The organism is Tenggerimyces flavus (assembly GCF_016907715.1).
In the GTDB taxonomy this organism is placed as follows: Bacteria; Actinomycetota; Actinomycetes; order Propionibacteriales; family Actinopolymorphaceae; genus Tenggerimyces; species Tenggerimyces flavus.
Map to the genome: position 1 here is coordinate 8,378,748 of NZ_JAFBCM010000001.1, position 16,391 is coordinate 8,395,138.

At 70.7% G+C, this 16,391-nt stretch carries 17 protein-coding genes and 1 pseudogene; 7 read left to right on the forward strand and 11 right to left on the reverse strand.

The window, feature by feature from the left end:
* Positions 1–19: 19 nt before the first annotated feature.
* From JOD67_RS39045 to JOD67_RS39060, 4 genes are read left to right on the forward strand one after another with little or no spacing between them, the layout of a single operon-like run.
* Positions 20–1,024 (forward strand): acyltransferase family protein, encoded by a 1,005-nt coding sequence (locus tag JOD67_RS39045; RefSeq protein WP_205122686.1) that lies wholly within the window; start codon positions 20–22, stop codon positions 1,022–1,024.
* The gene (locus JOD67_RS39050; protein ID WP_205122687.1) at positions 1,021–2,181 is read left to right on the forward strand and encodes a sensor histidine kinase; all 1,161 of its coding nucleotides are present in this window, start codon (positions 1,021–1,023) and stop codon (positions 2,179–2,181) included. Before JOD67_RS39045 ends, JOD67_RS39050 begins: the two co-directional genes overlap by 4 nt.
* Positions 2,178–2,846, forward strand: coding sequence for a response regulator (locus tag JOD67_RS39055; RefSeq protein WP_205122688.1), 669 nt, complete (start codon positions 2,178–2,180; stop codon positions 2,844–2,846). The genes JOD67_RS39050 and JOD67_RS39055 overlap by 4 nt, the downstream gene beginning before the upstream one ends.
* Positions 2,847–2,851: 5 nt before the next feature.
* Positions 2,852–4,225 carry an MFS transporter gene (locus JOD67_RS39060; RefSeq protein ID WP_205122689.1) on the forward strand — a complete coding sequence of 458 codons (1,374 nt, stop codon included), beginning with the start codon at positions 2,852–2,854 and terminating at the stop codon, positions 4,223–4,225.
* Here the strand turns inward: JOD67_RS39060 and JOD67_RS39065 are convergent.
* A complete protein-coding gene (locus tag JOD67_RS39065) occupies positions 4,222–5,787 on the reverse strand; it encodes an AMP-binding protein (protein ID WP_307782711.1) in 1,566 nt (521 codons plus the stop codon). The two genes, JOD67_RS39060 and JOD67_RS39065, sit on opposite strands and share 4 nt — an antisense overlap.
* A 58-nt stretch (positions 5,788–5,845) precedes the next feature.
* Here JOD67_RS39065 and JOD67_RS39070 point away from each other — a divergent pair, with 58 nt between their 5' ends.
* Positions 5,846–6,733, forward strand: a complete 888-nt coding sequence (locus tag JOD67_RS39070) for an HAD family hydrolase (RefSeq protein ID WP_205122690.1) — start codon at positions 5,846–5,848, stop codon at positions 6,731–6,733.
* On the opposite strand, the gene JOD67_RS39075 is transcribed toward JOD67_RS39070, so the two are convergent.
* Positions 6,730–7,650: an NAD-dependent epimerase/dehydratase family protein gene (locus JOD67_RS39075; RefSeq protein ID WP_205122691.1), complete on the reverse strand. Its 921-nt coding sequence runs from the start codon at positions 7,648–7,650 to the stop codon at positions 6,730–6,732. The genes JOD67_RS39070 and JOD67_RS39075 overlap by 4 nt on opposite strands.
* Before the next feature lie 315 nt (positions 7,651–7,965).
* Between JOD67_RS39075 and JOD67_RS39080 the strand changes: the two genes are divergently transcribed.
* Positions 7,966–8,793 (forward strand): ECF subfamily RNA polymerase sigma factor, BldN family, encoded by an 828-nt coding sequence (locus JOD67_RS39080; RefSeq protein WP_239554258.1) that lies wholly within the window; start codon positions 7,966–7,968, stop codon positions 8,791–8,793.
* Positions 8,794–8,920: 127 nt separating this feature from the next.
* On the forward strand, positions 8,921–10,297 hold the full coding sequence (locus tag JOD67_RS39085) for a DUF5667 domain-containing protein (protein ID WP_205122692.1): 1,377 nt from the start codon (positions 8,921–8,923) through the stop codon (positions 10,295–10,297).
* Positions 10,298–10,596: 299 nt separating this feature from the next.
* Here the strand turns inward: JOD67_RS39085 and JOD67_RS39090 are convergent.
* The 9 genes and pseudogenes from JOD67_RS39090 to JOD67_RS39130 all read right to left on the reverse strand — a co-directional run.
* Positions 10,597–10,866: pseudogene (locus JOD67_RS39090) on the reverse strand (helix-turn-helix domain-containing protein); the annotation flags it as partial.
* Between the two features lie 40 nt (positions 10,867–10,906).
* Positions 10,907–11,101: a hypothetical protein gene (locus tag JOD67_RS39095; RefSeq protein WP_205122694.1), complete on the reverse strand. Its 195-nt coding sequence runs from the start codon at positions 11,099–11,101 to the stop codon at positions 10,907–10,909.
* A 79-nt stretch (positions 11,102–11,180) separates the two neighbouring features.
* Positions 11,181–11,345 carry a hypothetical protein gene (locus tag JOD67_RS39100; protein ID WP_205122695.1) on the reverse strand — a complete coding sequence of 55 codons (165 nt, stop codon included), beginning with the start codon at positions 11,343–11,345 and terminating at the stop codon, positions 11,181–11,183.
* Between the two features lie 74 nt (positions 11,346–11,419).
* Positions 11,420–12,442 (reverse strand): lysophospholipid acyltransferase family protein, encoded by a 1,023-nt coding sequence (locus JOD67_RS39105; RefSeq protein WP_205122696.1) that lies wholly within the window; start codon positions 12,440–12,442, stop codon positions 11,420–11,422.
* Positions 12,435–13,481, reverse strand: a complete 1,047-nt coding sequence (locus JOD67_RS39110; RefSeq protein ID WP_205122697.1) for an NAD-dependent epimerase/dehydratase family protein — start codon at positions 13,479–13,481, stop codon at positions 12,435–12,437. Before JOD67_RS39110 ends, JOD67_RS39105 begins: the two co-directional genes overlap by 8 nt.
* Before the next feature lie 12 nt (positions 13,482–13,493).
* A complete protein-coding gene (locus JOD67_RS39115) occupies positions 13,494–13,595 on the reverse strand; it encodes a 30S ribosomal protein bS22 (RefSeq protein WP_205122698.1) in 102 nt (33 codons plus the stop codon).
* 132 nt (positions 13,596–13,727) lie between these two features.
* Positions 13,728–14,675, reverse strand: coding sequence for an ArsR/SmtB family transcription factor (locus JOD67_RS42305; protein ID WP_205122699.1), 948 nt, complete (start codon positions 14,673–14,675; stop codon positions 13,728–13,730).
* Positions 14,676–14,793: 118 nt separating this feature from the next.
* A complete protein-coding gene (locus tag JOD67_RS39125; protein ID WP_205122700.1) occupies positions 14,794–15,024 on the reverse strand; it encodes a helix-turn-helix domain-containing protein in 231 nt (76 codons plus the stop codon).
* 168 nt (positions 15,025–15,192) lie between these two features.
* Positions 15,193–16,377, reverse strand: a complete 1,185-nt coding sequence (locus JOD67_RS39130; protein ID WP_205122701.1) for an acetoin utilization protein AcuC — start codon at positions 16,375–16,377, stop codon at positions 15,193–15,195.
* Positions 16,378–16,391 lie beyond the last annotated feature (14 nt).

Sequence of the window (16,391 nt, forward strand, 5' to 3'; positions counted from 1 at the left end):
TCGCCTGGCGCGGAGCGCGATGACCGGCGCTATTCGCCAGACACGACCTGGACGCATCGCTGGGCTCGACGTTCTTCGCGGGATCGCGATCGGGCTGGTGATGCTGCGGCACGCGTTCCCCGATCAGTTCGCCGGCGCCGGCGTGGTCGGGGTCGTGATGTTCTTCGCGCTCAGCGGCTACCTGATCACCGGCCTGCTGGTCGACGAGCTCGACGAGACCGGCCGGGTGAACTTCCGCCACTTCTACCTGCGAAGGGCGCGGCGGCTCGTTCCGGCGATGCTGTTCCTCATCGCCGGCGTCGTCGCGGTCACGCTCACGCTGAACCCGATCGGCGACCGTTGGCAGCTCGGCAAGACCGTCGCGGTCGCGCTCACCTGGACGGGCAACCTGCCGTTCGGGCACGCGAGCGACGCGACGTTCCACCTGTGGACACTGGCGACCGAAGAGCAGTTCTACCTGCTCTGGCCCGCGATCCTCGCGTTCGCCTTCGCGCGCCTGAAGGTCCGGACGGCCCTCGTCGCGGTCGGTGTCGCGTGCGTCGTCGGCTGCGTCGCCACGCTCGGCTGGCTCTGGGAGGCACCCGACCTCGCGTACTCGCTGCCGACCTCCTGGGCGGTCTGCTTCGTGATCGGCGCCGCGACGCGCGTCTACCGCGACCGCATCCACCCGCCGGCCTGGGCGGTTCCCGCCGCGCTGGCGGCACTCGCCGTGCAGAGCGTGATTCCATTGCGAGGCACCGCGTTCACCTATCTGGCGGGAGGTCCGGCCATCGCGTTGCTCACCGGCGTCCTGCTGCTGTCGTGGCGTACGTGGACCGACGTGACCACGCCGGCGCTGCGTGCGCTGACCTGGCTGGGCACGGTCTCGTACGGCGCGTACCTGTGGAACTACCCGCTCTCGATCTGGCTCCGCCCGCACCTGGACGCCTGGGCCGGCATCGTGGCGCTCGTCGGGACCCTCGCTATGGCCACCGTCAGCTGGCACCTGGTCGAGCGACCGCTGCAACGGGTGCGCGTCGCATGACGATCACGATCGACCGCCAACGCCTCCAGGACTGGACGCCGGACCTCCTCGTCGGCGCGATGGTCGCCTTACTCGGGCTGGCCGAGGTGTGGTCCGACGGGCTGTCCGGCGCTCCGGAGGCGCTGGGTACGGCGGTCGCCGTGAGCATGTTCCGCCGCAGGCCGGGGCTCGCGCTCGCCCTCGCCTGGGCGGTGTTCGTACTGATGTGGATCAGCAACGGCGAGGTGATGCTGGTCAACCTCTCGTTCGTGCTGATCGCGTTCGGCGGCGCTCGATGGGGCAGCCGTACGGTGGTCGCGCTGACCGGCGTGTCCATCCCGATCGGCGCCGCAGCGACCACGTTCGTCGGCATCGGCGGCGTGATCCGCGACATCGACATCAGCGCGATCAAGCCGGTCTTCGACGCCGCGATCGGCTTCACCAACAGCTGGCAGCTCGCGGTCGTCTTCCTCGGCGCGGCCGTGCTGATGGTGCCGTGGTTCGCCGGCCTGTCGCTGCGCTACAGCGCGCGTGCTCGCGAGGAGGAGGTCCACAAGCAGGCGGCGGAGGCGGACGCGGCGCGCGCGTACACCGCGACCGAGCTCGCGCGGGACGTGCACGACGTCGTCGGCCACTCCCTCGCGGTGATCCTCGCGCAGGCCGAGTCCGCGCAGTACCTCGACGATCCGAGCTCGCTGAAGCAGACCATGGCGAACATCGCGACGTCCGCGCGGACCTCGTTGCAGGACGTACGCGAGGTGCTCGCCCGGACCGGCGGCTCGACTCCGCCCGTACGTCCGCAGGCGCTGGACGAGCTGATCGACGGGGTCCGGGCGAGCGGGCACGAGGTGCTGTCTTCGGAGATAGGCACCCTGCGCCCACTGCCGCCGGAGCTGTCCGTCGTAGCCTTCCGCGTGCTGCAGGAGATGCTGACGAACGCGATCAAGCACGGCCGGCGCGGTTCGCCGGTGATCGTGGAACGCCACTGGGACGGGGAGCTGAGGATCGAAGTGCGCAACGTGATCGGTACGGCCCACTCCGGCGCCGGGCAGGGTGTCGAGGGCATGCGCCGGCGGCTCGAGGCGGTGGGCGGACGGCTCGACGTCCGTCGCCGGGACGAGGCGGGCGGCCCCACGTACACGACGACCGCCTGGGTACCGGTCCGGTCGGCTCCGTGACCGCGCCGCCGATTCGGGTCCTGCTCGCCGACGACCAGGAGCTGTTCCGCGCCGGAGTCGAGGTGATCGTCAACGCCCAAGGGGGCATGGAGGTCGTGGGCCTGGCGTCCGACGGCCTGGAGGCGGTCACGCTGGTCGACGCGCTCGCGCCCGACGTGGTGCTGATGGACATCCGGATGCCCGAGCTGGACGGCGTCGAGGCGACGCGGCAGATCTTCTCGCCGGAGCGGGTGGTCGCGCGCGAGCGGCCGGTGCGCGTGATCGTGCTGACCACGTTCAACCTCGACGACCGCGCGGCGACCGCGATTCGCTACGGGGCAAGCGGATTCCTGCTCAAGGACACCACGCCGCCGATGCTCGGGCACGCGATCCGTACGGTGCACGCGGGCAACGCGGTGCTCGCGCCGAACGACCTGTCCTCGCTGCTGGAGGGCTCGTTCCGCGCTCGGACCTCGGTGCCGGTCGCGTACCAGTCGCTGACCGAGAAGGAACGCGAGATCTTCACCGCCGTGGCTCGGGGCCTGTCGAACACCGAGATCGCGGGGACGGTGTTCGTCAGCGAGTCGACGGTGAAGACCCACGTCGGCTCGATCCTGCGCAAGCTCGCGCTGCGGGACCGCGTGCAGATCGTCGTCTTCGCCCACGAGCACGGGCTGGTCAGCTGACGGCGATGGGCAAGTACTACAACGGGCAACACATGATCAGGGCGGCCCTGCTGTTCGTCGCCCTCGTCACCGCCGCCATCGGCAGCATCGGCGCCCCGCTGATCACCGCCGTCGCCGAGGAGTACGAGGTCTCGCTCAGCGCTTCGCAATGGACACTGACGATCGCCCTGCTCGCGGGCGCGGTCTCGGCCCCGCTCCTGGGCAGGCTGGGCAACGGCAGACACCGGCGCAAGGTCGTCCTCGCCATGCTGGCGATCGTCGTCGCCGGCAGCGTCGCGACCGTCGTCGAAGCGCCGTTCGCCGTCCTGCTCATCGGCCGGGCCGCCCAAGGCGTCGGGCTCGGCCTGACCGTGCTGATGATGGCGATCGCGCGGCAGCACCTCGGCGACAAGGCACCGAGCACGATCGCGATGCTCTCGGTCGCCTCGACGGTCGGCGTCGGCGTCGGCTATCCGCTCGCTGGGCTCCTGACCCAGCTCGGCGGCGTCCGTGCCGCGTACCTGCTCGGCCTCGTCGTCGCCACCGCCGCCCTCGTCGCGGCGATCGTCGCGATCCCCCGCGACGACAGGGACGCACCGAAGGCCGGCCCCGTCGACTGGGCCGGCGCCGCACTGCTCTCGATCGGCCTCATCGCCGTCCTGCTCGTCACCAGCAACGCGATCCGCTGGACCACCCACCCCGTCATCGCCGCGGCGGTCCTCGCCGCGGCCGTCGCCGTGCTCGCCGGTTGGGTGGCGGTCGAACGTCGCGTCCAGAGACCGCTGGTCGACGTCCGCGCGCTCAGACATCCTGCCGTCGCGAGAGCCAACCTGATCATGCTCGTGGCAGGCATCGCGATGTACCTGCTGTTCGCGAGCATCACCCGCTACGTCCAGACGCCTCCCACCGTCGGCTATGGCTACGGGCTCACCGACTTCCAAGCCGGGCTGGTGCTCGTCCCGTTCTCCGTCCTCGGCTTCGTCGCGGGCCGCATGGCACCGCAGATCGGACAACGAACGGGCCCGTTCAAGCTGCTCGCCGGCAGCGGCGTCGTGGTGGTCGCGGCCTGCGGCACGTTCGCGCTCACCAGCGCGGCCGGGGTGGCGTGGCCGATCGTCGCGATGTCCCTGCTCGGCTTCGCGGTCGGCGGGCTCTCGGCCGCTATGCCGCAGGCGATCCTCGCCGTCACACCGCCGGAGGACACCGCCGCCGCGATGAGCGTCAACCAGGTCGTACGGTCCGTCGGCTTCTCGATCGGCAGCGCCTTCGGCGGCCTGCTCCTCGCCGCGCACACGCCGTCAGGCCAGTTCGCGCCAACCGGAACGGGCTACACCACCGCCGCGTGGACCGCCGCCGGACTCGCCGCCGTCGCTATCGCGTTCGGCCTACACAAGCGCTAGAACCCCAGCGAGGCTTCGCGTTCGGCCAGCCGGAGCCGCGCCTTCGCGATCTTGCCGGCCACCGAGCGAGGCAGCTCCTCGACGATCGCGACCGCCGCCGGGCACTTGAAGCGCGCCAGCCGATCGCGAGCGAACGCCAGCACGTCCTCCGGAATCACCGAGGCACCGGCAGCAGGAACGACGTACGCCTTCACCGACTCACCCGTGCGCTCGTCGGGCACGCCGATCACCGCCACGGACGAGACGCCGGGGAACGAGGCGATCACGTCCTCGACCTCGCGCGGGTAGACGTTGAAGCCGGAGACGAGCACGAGCTCCTTGACCCGGTCGACGAGGTACAGGTCGCCGTCCGCGTCGAGGTAGCCCACGTCACCCGTCGCCAACCAGCCATCCGAAGAAGGACCGTCGACACCGTCGGGCCAGTAGCCGGAGAAGAGGTTCGCGCCACGTACGAGGATCTCGCCCGGCTCGTCCGCGTCCTCGGCGCCCGGGTCGACCTGCACACGCACCTCGACGCCCGGCAGCGGCGCACCGACCGAGCCGGCCTTCGGCGACGCGGAGCACAACGTGCTGGTCACGCCCGGCGCCGCCTCGGTGAGCCCGTACCCCTCGTGCACCATCAGCCCCGACGAGGCCTTGATCGCATCGGCGACGGCGATCGGCAGCGGTGCCGCGCCCGACAGCAGCAGCCGCACGCTCGCCAGCCGCGCAGCCAGATCCGGAAAAGACTGCCACGCGACGAAGACCGGAGGCGCGACCGGGATGTTCGTGACCTTCTCCGAGGCGACCAGGTCCAGCGTCGCCTCCGGGTCGAACCGGCCCGCGAGCACCATCGTCGCCCCGGCCCGAGCGCACAGCGCGAGCAGGCTGAGCCCGAAGACGTGGAACAACGGCAGCAACCCGAGCACGACGTCGTTCGCACGCATCGCCGGCGGCTCGATCGACGCCATCTGCGCGACGTTCGCGAGCAGCGCGCGGTGCGTGAGCATCGCGGCGCGCGGCGCCGAGCTCGTGCCAGACGTGAACAGCAGAGCGGCCAACGCCTCCGGGTCGCGCGGCGGCACGGCAGCCGGCCCGGAGCCCGGCAGCGAGGCGTACGCGAGCTCGCCAGCCTGGGCCGGCGCGTCCACGGCGACGACGACGGGCCGCGGCCCGTCACCATCGGAGGACGACAGAGTCGCGACGGCCGAGCGCACGGCTTCGACGCTGCCGGGACCAGCCAGAACGAGCCGCGGCCGCACGTGCTCGAGCGCCCGCGCGTACTCCGCCGTGGGGCTCTCGGGGTTGAGCGGTACGACGACCAACCCGGCGCGGACGGTCGCGAACATCGCCGTCACGAGGTCGATCCCGTTCGGCAAAGCCACCGCGACGCGGTGCCCGGCCACGACACCCTGCGCCGCCAGCCCGGCCGCGAGCGCGTCGACGGCCCGATCGAGCTCGGACCAGGTCACGCGCCGGTCGCCGGCGATGAGCGCCGCTCGTTCGGGGGCATCCTTGGCTGCCTGACGGACCAGGTCAGCCAGGTTGACCGCAACGGTCTGCACAACGGCGGGCGAGACCACGACGGGAGTGTGCCACACCAGGAACGCCGAGGCTGAGCGGAGCCTCTAAGGTGGCCTCATGACGCCCGGCGACGAGCATCACGTCGACAAGGTCGTGGCCGTTGCCGAGGCCGAGGAGCCCGGCTCCGCGCTCGACGTCGAGCCCGACCTGACCGCGGCGGCCTTCTTCGACGTCGACAACACGCTGATGCGGGGTGCGTCGATCTTCTACCTCGCGCGCGGCCTGCACGCCCGCAAGTTCTTCTCGACGGCGAACGTCCTCAACGCCGCCTGGAAGCAGCTGTCGTTCCGCATCTTCGGCTCGGAGGACCCCGATCACATCGCCTGGGTCCGCGAGCACGCGCTGGAGTTCGTCGCGGGCTGGCCGGTCGACCAGTTCGAGGAGCTGGCCGAGGAGATCCTCGACGAGGTCATCACGACAAAGGTCTGGCCGGGCACGAGGGCGCTCGCCCAGCTGCACCTCGACCAGGGGCAACGCGTCTGGCTGGTGACCGCTGCACCGGTCGAGATCGGGCGCGTGCTCGCGCGTCGGCTCGGCCTCACCGGGGCGCTCGGGACCGTCGCGGAGATCGAGAACGGCCGGTACACCGGCCGCCTCGTCGGCGACCTGCTGCACGGGACCGCGAAGGCCGACGCGGTGTCGCTGCTCGCGGCCGACAAGGGCCTCGACCTCGCCCGCTGCTCGGCGTACTCCGACAGCGCGAACGACGTCCCGATGCTCTCGCTGGTCGGGACGCCGTACGCGATCAACCCCGACCGCAAGCTCCGTTCGTACGCCAAGGCGCGCAACTGGCGGATCCGCGACTTCCGCCGCGGCCGCCGAGCCGCGCGCCTGGGCTTCTTCATCGCCGTGCTGCTCGGTGCCGCCGGCGGCGCGGCCGCGGCCGTCGTCGCGATCCGGCAAAAGGCCAAGCGCCGGCACCGCCGTTGGTTCAAGGGCTTCTAGGCGACCCAGGCCCGGAACCCGTCCCGCCAGCTCGCGAACCGCGGCTCCCAGCCGAGCTCCTTGCGCGCCTTCTCGTTGGAGATCCCGCGCGCCGTCGTCATCTGGACCACGACGAACTCGCCAGCCAGCTCCTCGCCCACCGAGACCGGCACCTGCGCCGGCGGCTGCGCGCCGGCGACCTCGGCGAGGTACGGCAGCCAGTCCGCGACCGGCGCTGGGTCGTCGTCCCCGACGTTGTAGATGCCCGGCTCGCCCCGCTCGATCGCCGCGACGGTCGCCGAAGCGGCGTCGCTGGTCTCGATGAACGACCAGATCCCGGTCCCACCGCCGATCACCGGCAGGTGCTGGGCGCGCACGGCCTCCAGCAGGAAGTCCGAGGCACCCGGCCCGTAGAACGTCCCGTACCGCAGCACGATCCCCTCGGGCACCGCCGCGGGAACCGTCTGCTCCACGTACCGGATCGCCGCCTGCGTCCGTGCCGCCGCCGAGACCGGCTCGTCGTACGGATCGGTCTCGACCTTCGCCGAGGCGCCGGAACGGTAGAGCGTCCGCTCGGCGGTCTGCGCGACGACCCGGCGTGTGCCCGCGGTCTCCGCGGCGGCGAGCAGGTTGTCGGTGCCGCGGGTGCGCAGCTCGTTCGTCGCGGCGAACGACTCGTCCAGGTTCGTCAGGCTGTGCAGGTCCGCCAGCGCGGTCATCTGGTGCACGATCGCGTCCGGCCGGGCGGCGACCACCGCCGCGACGACCGCGTCGCGGTCGAGGCCGTCCAGCACGACGGGCTCGGCGCCAGCTGCGCGCAGACCTGCCGCCTTGTCAGGCGATCGCGTCGTGGCGGTGACGTCGTGGCCGGCAGCGAGGAGCTGGGGAACGAGGTGCTGTCCCAGGGCTCCTGTCGCGCCTGTGACGAAGACTCGCATGAGGTGTCCTTTCCGAGGGTGAGTTGGCTTCACCCGCATGACACGGCGAGCACCCCTCGGTGTGACAGGAACACCTTCGCGACCTTTGCCCGGATACGTCGACAGGCGTCCCGCAGCCGGTCGTTTCCCAATCCCGCGGAGGGGTCGACCTGCTCCGCCAGGCGGCATAGTGTGGGCGAGCCGGGGCCAGGCTCCAAGAGATCGTTCACTGAGAGTAATCGTCGGCTACTGACTGTTCACATCTCGGGGGATGTTCCCTACGATGCCTGATGGAGGCCACGAGCGATCCCTGCTCGGGGGGCAGGAGTTGAACTGATGGTGGACAGGGCACGACCCGCGCTCGCCGATTCGGCGGGAATGGCGGAGTTCCGTGCAGTTGTGCGCGCGATGCACGACGCGCTGGCAAGCGCGATCGAGCCTGCTTACGCGCTAGCAAAGACGTCAACGAGCGAACCCCTACCTGAGTCACGGCCAGAATTCGACCGATCTGACGGAATCCTCCAGGCCGTTCACAGCGAGACCGCGCGGTCGAGGGCCGGTGGCGCTCACCTGGCTCACCCGCGCGACGGGCTGCACGACACCATCGAGGACGCCGAGACCCGCCGCATGATCGCGCTGGTCGAGCTCGCCAAGGGTGGCGACGCCGAGGCATTCGGGCAGCTGTACGACCACTACCTCTCCACGATCTACCGCTACATCTACTACCGCGTCGGGACGCACGTGCTCGCCGAGGACCTCACCAGCGAGACGTTCCTCCGGGCGCTGCGCGCGCTGAACTCGTTCCACTGGCAGGGTCGCGACTTCGGCGCCTGGCTGGTCACGATCGCGCGCAACCTGGTCACCGACCACTTCAAGTCCGGACGTTTCCGGCTCGAGGTCGCGACCGGCGAGATCCTGGACTACGACTCCGCTTCTGAGGGCCCGGAGAACGACGTCCTCGCAAGCCTCGCGAACGAGGAACTGGTCAAGGCGCTCAAGCAACTCGGCGCCGACCAGCAGGAATGTCTCGTTCTGCGGTTCCTCAACGGCCTCTCGGTGGCCGAGACCGCGCACGTCCTCGCGAAGAGCGAGGGGGCGGTCAAACAGCTGCAGCTTCGGGCGATCCGCAATCTCGCCAAGCTGTTGCCCGAAGGCCTCCGGTAGAGCCGGTCGGGGGCATCGTGAACATTAGGCCCTTTGGCGTTGGCACGGTACGCGCCGGCAGCGTAACCCTGCGATGGTTCGACTCGTTGGTCGAGATGTCCGGATCGCTCGATCAAGGAGACCGTCGATGACCTCGCTCCTGGCGACACGCCGGCGTGCCGAGGACTTCGCACGGCTCGTCGACGAACGCAGGCAGTCCCGCGACCCCAAGATCGTGCCGTTGCTCGACGTGGTCGCGATGTTGACGCCCGCGATGATCGAGCCAGCCCCGGCGTTCCGCAGCTCGTTGCGCGAGCGCCTGGTCTCGGCCGCCGAGGAACTGCCGCTCGGCGAGCCCGCGGCACCCGCCCATGCCGCCCGGTCCGCGGTGCGACCGCCACGAGTTCGGCTCGTGGCGGCAGCCGCATCGGTCGCCCTGGCCGGCGGCATGGTGGGCACCGCCGCGGCAGCGCGCACAGCGCTGCCCGGCGATGTGCTGTACGGGTTGAAGCGCGGCCTCGAACGTACCGAGGCCGGCTTCACCTCCAACTCCGAGTCGCGCGGCCGGGCGTTCCTCCGCCAGGCGGAGATCCGGCTCGACGAGACGGTCGGCCTGGTCGGCGGCGTGTCGCTGAACTCGGCCGAGCCGGAGGAGCTGGACCTCGTCCGCGGCTCGCTCACCGACTTCGTCATCGACGCCAAGCGCGGCGGCGGGCTGCTCACCGAGGCGTACCGCCTCGACCAGCGCCAGGCGCCGCTGGTGATGATCCGGCACTTCGTCTCCGAGGCGCGGCCGAAGGTGCAGGCGCTGCAGCAGTTCCTGCCGCCGACGTTGATGCCGTCGTACGACGAGGCGATGACCACGCTCGACGCACTCGACGGCAAGGCGCTCGACCTGTGCCCGGAGTGCGGGACCAACCCGACCGGCGGCGAGGTCACGCTGCTGAGCGCCGACTCGCCGGCCCCGTCCGACGACAGCGCGCCGGCACCCGCGCCGGAGAAGAAGGAAGCGACCTCGCCGTCGCCGAAGCCGAACCTCGACGGGATCCCGACGGTGCCGCCCGGCCCGTTCCCGCCGGGTCCGCGGCCTGGTCCGACGACCGAGCCGGGCCCGCGCGACCCCGGGCCGACCAAGGCGCCGCTGCCTCTCCCGCCGATCCCGAACCCGGTGCCCACGTCGCCGCGCGTCCCGCTGCCGACCGAGCTCCCGTTGCCGACGTCGGTCCCCCTGCCGCCGTTGCCGCTGCCGAGCGGCTTCCCGCTCCCCCTACCCACGGCGCTGCCGTTGCCGCTGCCGACGTCCTTGCCGCTGCCGTTGCCGCCGGAGCTCCCACTCCCCTTGCCGACCTCGCTGCCGCTGCCGACGTCCCTGCCGCTACCGCTGCCGCTGCCGGGTGGTGACGACCTGGTCGACGAGAAGAAGCCCAAGTCGGAGTCCCCGCAGCCAGCTCCCTCTACTCCCGCGCCGGACAACGAGGGTCCGCTGCCGGAGTTCCCCGACCTCCCGATCCCCGGCGACGACTAGGCCGGAGCCGGCAAATGATCATGTTTACATGATCATTTGCCGCTCTACGTGGGATACACCCCGCGTAAAGCGCCCGCTCGCCAGGTAAAGCGGCACCGGCACCCATCCGCCAGCACCACCGACTTACCCAACAGGTCCTAGCCGCGGCTGTCGAATAGCGGTGGTTGAACGTGCGCTAGTCCTCGGATAGTGCAGGCGCCAAGATCTCACCGACCTCCACCATGTCGTAACGCCTCACCTGGGTAGAGCACGCAGGTGTCAAGGAGGGCGGCGAACATGGCCGCCATCCTCTCAACCACCTAGGACGTGGGCTTCGCGCGCCGTTCCGCGGCAACCTCGGCGCGAATCCGCCGGAACCTTTCGGCCATGGCCTCAGGGCTCTCTTCCGGCTCGTCATAGTCGATCGAAGTCTCGACCAGCGCCCGATACTGCTGCTCACGACGCTGTTGCCGGTACGCCAACAGGTCGGTGAGTTTCACCATGCGCCGACGCCTGCCAGGCGTCTCTGCGTCCAGCTGACCCTCATCGATGAGTTTCACCACCGTCGGCCTACTGACGCCGAGTAGATCCGCGGCCTGCGAAAGTTTCGTAACTAACCCGAGCGACGTTCTAGGCGACCCACATGCGAAATCGCGGTCTTGGCGAGCTAGAAGAACGCGCGCGGGCGTCGAGTAGCAGCGCGTACAGGGTGTGCTGGATCGTCTCCCGCACCTGGTCGGTCAGATCGAACACCAGCATCGGGTCGTCCGCCGCCTCGCGCCCATAGCCCGAAGTCGACAGCGGCTCGCCGAAGGAGATGAGCACAGTCACTTCGACGGCAGCGGCACGACGGCCAGCTCGCCACCCGACCCGCAACCGCCACCCCCGCAAGCGGGAGCGACGGCTAGAAGAACGCGCGCGGGCGGTCGAGTAGCAGCGCGTACAGGGTGTGCTGGATCGTCTCCCGCACCTGGTCGGTCAGATCGAACACCAGCATCGGGTCGTCCGCCGCCTCGCGCCCATAGCCCGAAGTCGACAGCGGCTCGCCGAACGAGATGAGCACAGTCACTTCGACGGCAGCGGCACGACGGCCAGCTCGCCACCCGACCCCGCAACCGCCACCCCCGCAAGCGGGAGCGACGGCTAGAAGAACGCGCGCGGGCGGTCGAGTAGCAGCGCGTACAGGGTGTGCTGGATCGTCTCCCGCACCTGGTCCGTCAGGTCGAACACCAGCATCGGGTCGTCCGCCGCCTCGCGCCCGTAGCCCGAAGTCGACAGGGGCTCGCCGAAGGAGATGATCCACTTCGACGGCAGCGGCACCATGCCCAGCGGCCCGAGCCAGGGGAAGGTCGGCGTCACCGGTACGTACGGGAAGCCCAGCAGCCGAGCCAGCGGCTCGATGTCGCCCAGCATCGGGTACGTCTCCTCCGCGCCGACGATCGAGCACGGGATGATCGGCACCCCCGCTCCGAGCGCCGCGGAGACGAAGCCGCCGCGGCCGAAGCGCTGCAGCTTGTACCGCTCCGAGAACGGCTTCCCCAGCCCCTTGTAGCCCTCGGGGAACACCGCGACGAGCTCGCCGTTGGACAGCAGCCGGTCGGCGTCCTCCGACGACGCGAGCGTCGTCCCGCCCTTGCGGGCCAGCTCGCCCACGAACGGCGTCTTGAAGATCAGATCAGCCCCAAGCATCCGCACATGCCTGCGCGCCGGGTGCGTGTCGAACACCGCGACGTGCGTCATCAGCCCGTCCAGTGGCAACGTGCCCGAGTGGTTCGCGACGATCAGCGCCCCACCGGTCATCGGGATGTTCTCGATCCCCCGCACCTCGACGCGGAACCAGTCCCGATACAACGGCCGGAGCAGGTTGAGCAGCACGTTCTCGGTGAGGTGCGCGTCGAAGCCCAGCTCGTCGACCTCGTACTCGCCGGTCAGGCGCTGGCGGACGAACGCCAGGCCGGACAGCACCTTGCGTTCCCACTCGTCCCCGAGCAGTTCCTCCGCGACGGCCTGCCCGAGCGCGCCGACGGCCTCGACGAGCACGTTCGGCTTCTCCGCGGGAGCTTCCTCGCGCGGCTCCTCCACAGGCGGCTTGCGACGACGCGAGCCGGCACCGGAACGGTCACGGTCGCGGCTGTCGATCGGGATCACCCGGGCGTGGTCAGCCATGGCTGTCCTCCCATCCGTTCCCGACACTACGCGCGCCGAGCACCGATGCGACCCGCCGTTCGGCGGATTTGACCCGGTCGGAGTCCAACGACCCGGTGCCGCGTACGTCGACGAACGTGGCGAACGCCTCGGCGGAGGAGTACCGCGGCTCGAACTTCAGGTCCGAACGCATCCGCGCGGTGTCCACGCCCCGGCCATGGGTGAGGAACGCGAGCTGCTCCGGCGTGAAGTCCGCGAGCCTGGCCTGGCGAAAGGCCTGCCCGAACGCGGTGACGGCGAAGCTCGGCACCGGCAGCGCGGGCCGGCCGGCGCGGCGGATCGCCTGCGACAGCATGATGATCCCGTCGCCGGCGACGTTGTAGCGGCCGGTCGCGTCGGACAGCGTCGCGAGGATCAACGCGTCGATCAGGTCGTCCTCGTGGGTGAACTGCAGCCGCGCGTCGAAGCCCATCACGGTCGGGACGACCGGCAGCGTGAAGTAGCGGGTGAGCGGCGTCTCGACGGCCGGGCCCATCACGTTCGCGAACCGCAGCGTGGTGACGTCGACATCAGGGCGGCGCCGGGCGAAGCCGCGTACGTACCCCTCGACCTCCACCGAGTCCTTCGCGAACCCGCTCCGCGGCAGCGACCGCGGCTCCATCTCCTCGGTGAACATCGCGGGGTCGCTCGACGAGGCGCCGTACACCGTCGTCGACGACTTCACGATCAGCTTGCGCAGAGACGGGCTCCGCTGGCAGGCCGCCAGGAGCTGCATCGTCCCGATGACGTTGATCTCCTTCATCGTGGCCCGGCCGCCGGCGTGCAGCGGGGTCGCGATGACGCTCATGTGAACGACGGTGTCGACCTCTTCGCGCGCGAGGACGCGCGCGATCACCGGGCTGCGGATGTCCGCCCGGACGAAGTCGGCCGCGCCGAGATCGTGCGGAGGTGGGATGACGTCGACGCCGACCACGCGGTCAACCCGCGGGTCGGCGGCCAGGAGGCGCGCGAACCTCGCCCCGAGATATCTGGAGCAGCCCGTGACGAGGACGACAGGCATCTGCCTTGGGGCTTACTTGCCCTGGCGGCGGCGCTGGACGCGAGTCTTCTTGAGCAGCTTGCGGTGCTTCTTCTTCGACATACGCTTGCGACGCTTCTTGATGACAGAACCCACGCGGATTCCCCTCTACCGGACGCTTGTGCTTCTGACAGTGCCTGATTCGGCGCGGACGCCGAACGTCCGGGAGCTCGCCAATGTTGGCCCCAAGGCTACCCCGAGGCGCGGGCGCGGGTGGCACCCGCCCGTTCACTGACCGTTCGCGACCCGGCGGCCGGTCTCGCTCTGCCAGTACAGGACCTCCCGGCCGGACCGCCGGTTCTCGAGCAGGCCGGCGTCGGCGAGGACCCGCAGGTGGTCCGCCACCGTTCCCAGCCCGAGCCCGGTGGTCGCCACCAGCGCGGTGGTGCTGATCGGCTCGGCCGCCTCGGCGAGGATGCGTGCCCGCGTCCTGCCGAGCAGCCGCACCAGCGGCTCGGCGAGCGGTTGGTGGTCGGCGAAGATCCCGGTCACCGGGTACGACACCGCGTACCGGTCCGGCCGCCGCCACGCGAGGCCGACGCCCTTGCGGTGCGCGGCGATGAACATCAGGTCACCGCCGCGGACGTCCAGCGGCGGGTACGTGTTGTCGTTCACCTGGATCCGGCCGTCGCCCAGCCAGCGCACGTGCTGGCCGAGCCCCTCGAGCACCCCGGACCAGCCCAGCTCGCTCAGCCTCGACGTCCGCGAGACGACGTCCGCCCGGAGCACCCGGAGCCGTCGCGGCCAGGTGGGGAGCACGGTCGCGGTCCAGACCCAGCGCAGGAACTCCGCGGCCCGTTCGGCCAGGTTGTCGACGGCCAGGGCGGGCAGCAGCGGCGAACGTACGAACGCCAGATCGGCCCGGATGCGGTCGTCGCCCAGCGCGACCATCGCCGCCAGCTCGTCGTCGAGCTCCTGGTCCGGCGCGAGTGGCGGCATCGTGAGGAAGTCGGCGACCCAGCCCGGCCGGAACGCGTTCTCGACGAGCGCCGCCTCGACGTCGTTCTGCGCGAGCCGTTCCCGGAGCGCGGGCAGGTGTTCGCGGTACCAGCCGCGGAACCACGGCTCGACGTCCGGCGTGAGCAGGATCCGCAGCGCGGCAACGGTCTCGGTCAGCTGGGACGTGCCGAACCGCGCGTTCGCCAGGACATCGGCGTCGACGACGAGCTCGGTCACTGTGCTAGTCCTGTTTGTCGCAGCTCCGGCTCGCTCAGTTTCGCTGCACGCCACGGCCTACAGGGCGGCATCCCGATGTTCACTTGGGGCTTCCTCGACGAGGCCGGACTGCGATGAGCTAACCGGCTTGGTAGAAGGAGTCCCGCAGGTAGTCGTGGACGGCACGCTCCGGGATGCGGAACGAGCGGCCGACCTGGTGCGCCGGCAGCTCACCGGCGTGCACGAGTCGGTACACCGTCATCTTCGATACCCGCATCGCAGCGGCGACCTCGGCGACCGTCAGGAAGCGCGCCTCGGAGATCGGACCACCGCCGCCAGCCGGGCGGTCCGGACGTTCTGGTGAAGCCATTGGGGCCACCGTGCCTTCGCCTCACATGACGTGCTCCGGCTTCCCCGCCGGAGCCCTCGCGCCCGGGCCTTCGCAGGTACGTGCGTGAGGGGAGAGTAGTGCCAGATGGGGCGCGTGGGGAAGGGGTTGCGGCGTGAGCAATTCCGGCAAGCGACCTTGCGGTCACGCTCAGTAGCTGGGATCGAGGCCCAGTCCGGGGAACGATGCCGTCCGCGTCGCGATGATCGCCCGGTCCACCGGGTCGGCCGGGTCGTACCCCGACGACCAGTCCCGGTACGCCGCCGAGCATCCGTCGGTCATGGACAGCGGCGCCGGCCGACCGAACAGCCGCTGCACCAGCTCGCGCCACCCCGGCGGCGTCGGCGTCTCGGGGTCGACCGGCGCCCCGCCCACGATCGAGAGCAGGTGCGTCCACACCCGCGGCACCACCGACGCGATCGCGTACCCGCCACCGCCCGTCGCCACCCAGCGCCCCTCGCACAGCTGATGCGCGAGCTCGTGCACGGCGAGGTACGCCGCCCGCTGCCCGTCGACCGACAGTGCGAGGTGCGCGAGCGGGTCGTCCACGTGGCTGTCGCAGCCGTGCTGGCTCACGATCACGGTCGGTTCGAACGCCTCGAGCAGCTGGGGCACGACCGCGTGGAACGCCCGCAGCCAGCCCGCGTCGGCGGTGTTCTCCGGCAGCGCGAGGTTCACCGCCATGCCCTCGGCCGCCGGTCCGCCTGTCTCGGACGGGAAGCCGGTGACGTACGGGAACAGCGTCCGCGGCGACTCGTGCACCGAGATCGTCAGCACCCGCGGCTCGTCGTAGAAGACGTCCTGCACGCCGTCGCCGTGGTGGACGTCGAGGTCGACGTACGCCACGCGCGGGCAGCCATTGTCGAGCAGCCACTGGATCGCGACCGCGGGGTCGTTGTAGACGCAGAACCCACTTGCCGCGCCGGGCATCGCGTGGTGCAGCCCGCCGGCGATGTTCGCGGCGTGCAGCACCTCGCCCTCCCAGACCGAGCGTGCGGCCTCGACGCTCGCGCCGACGATGTGCGCGGAGACCTCGTGCATGCCCTCGAACGTGGGGTTGTCGGAGCTGCCCAGCCCGACCGAGAGGTCGAGCAGCGACGGGTCCTCGCTGCTGCGCCTGACCGCCTCGATGTACGCCTTGTCGTGCACGGTCGCGACCAGGTCGTCGGACGCCATGGGCGCCTTGACCGTCGGCAGACCGTTCGGCCCGAGGACGCCCAGCTCTTTCGCGAGCTCGACGGTGAGCCGGACCCGGATCGGCGCGAGCGGATGGCCAGGTCCGAAGTCGTACGCGGTCAGGCTCTCGTCATACACCAGTCGCGCACTGCCCGCCACGCGCCCACCTCCCT